Genomic DNA, 1,579 nt, shown 5'->3' with positions numbered 1-1,579 from the left:
GGCCCGGGGGTGGCACACCGGCCACTTCACGCGGCGCCCGGCGGGGGGGGCCCCCCCCCCCGTCCAGCACGCGATCATGGCCGGGGACGAGGTCACCGGAGCCTCCACCTTCCTCATCGAGGAGGGGCTGGACTCCGGACCGGTCTACGGCGTGGTCACCGAGGAGGTCCGGCCCACCGACACCAGCGGCGACCTGCTGACCCGGCTCGCCCTCGCCGGCGCCGGACTGCTGGCCGCCACCATGGACGGCATCGAGGACGGCACGCTGCGGGCCGTCCCCCAGCCCGCCGAGGGCGTCAGCCTCGCCCCCAAGATCACGGTCGAGGACGCCCGTGTGGACTGGACCGCCCCGGCCCTGCGCGTGGACCGCGTGGTGCGCGGCTGCTCGCCCGCGCCCGGCGCCTGGACGCTCTTCCGGGGCGAGCGGCTGAAGCTGCGGCAGACCGCCCTCGCCCCCGGCCGCACCGGCCTGGCACCCGGCGAGCCGGCCGTCGGCAAGAACACCGTGCACGTCGGCACCGGTTCGCACGCCGTCGAACTGCTGTGGGTCCAGCCGCAGGGCAGGAAGCCGATGGCCGCCGCCGACTGGGCGCGCGGTGTGCGCATCGCCCAGGGGGAGCGGCTGGGGGACTGAGGCGGGTCGGCCCCGCCCGGGCAGGGCCCCGTGCCGGGGGATTAGGCTGGAACGCCGCGTCCCTCCGGCGCCCACCGCGCGCCGCCCCCGACACCACCCGGAGCACCTTTTCCGTGAGCAGCCGGCCACGCCGTCCCGCCAAGCCCTACCGCCGCCCCAGGAAGGACCCCGTACGCCTGATCGCCTACGAGGCGCTGCGGGCCGTGGACGAGCGCGACGCGTACGCCAACCTCGTCCTGCCCCCGCTGCTGCGTGAGGGCCGCGAGCGCGGCGACCTCGACGGACGGGACGCGGCCCTGGCCACCGAACTGGTCTACGGCACACTGCGCCGGCAGGGCACCTATGACGAGATCATCGCCGCCTGTGTGGACCGCCCGCTGCGCGAGGTGGACCCGCCGGTGCTGGACGTCCTCTCGCTCGGGGCCCACCAGCTGCTGGGCACCCGCATCCCCGCCCACGCCGCGGTCAGCGCCACCGTGGAGCTGGCCCGGGTGGTGCTCGGCGACGGACGGGCCAGGTTCGTCAACGCCGTACTGCGCAGGATCGCCGCCGACGGCCTGGACGGCTGGCTGGAGAAGGTCGCCCCGCCCTACGAGGACGATCCCGAGGAGCATCTGGGGATCGTCCACGCCCACCCCCGCTGGATCGTCTCCGCCCTGTGGGACGCGCTCGGCGGCGGGCGCGAGGACGTCGAGGCGCTGCTGGAGGCCGACAACGCCCGGCCCGAGGTCACCCTGGCCGCCCGCCCCGGCCGCGCCGCCGCCGGGGAACTGCTGACCGGTGACGCCGTGCCCGGGCGCTGGTCGCCGTACGCCGTCCGGCTCGCCGAGGGCGGCGAGCCCGGCGCGATCGAGGCGGTGCGCGAGGGGCGCGCCGGGGTGCAGGACGAGGGCAGCCAACTGGTCGCCCTCGCGCTGGCGAACGCGCCCCTGGACGGGCCCGACC

Annotated in this window: 2 protein-coding genes; both read left to right on the top strand. The window is 76.9% G+C overall.

All coding sequences use genetic code 11. The features are described 5' to 3' along the window. On the top strand, window positions 1-634 hold a 634-nt coding region (locus AC2CJA_RS26590), incomplete at its 5' end, for a methionyl-tRNA formyltransferase (RefSeq protein WP_484605202.1). A 113-nt stretch (window positions 635-747) separates the two neighbouring features. After that, window positions 748-1,579: transcription antitermination factor NusB (locus tag AC2CJA_RS26585; protein WP_484605201.1), on the top strand; the 832-nt coding region annotated here is incomplete at its 3' end.

This window comes from Streptomyces sp. ATLC9 (assembly GCF_057196705.1).
Note: the sequence above shows the minus strand (reverse complement) of the source record. Positions and strands in the feature narration are given on the sequence as shown.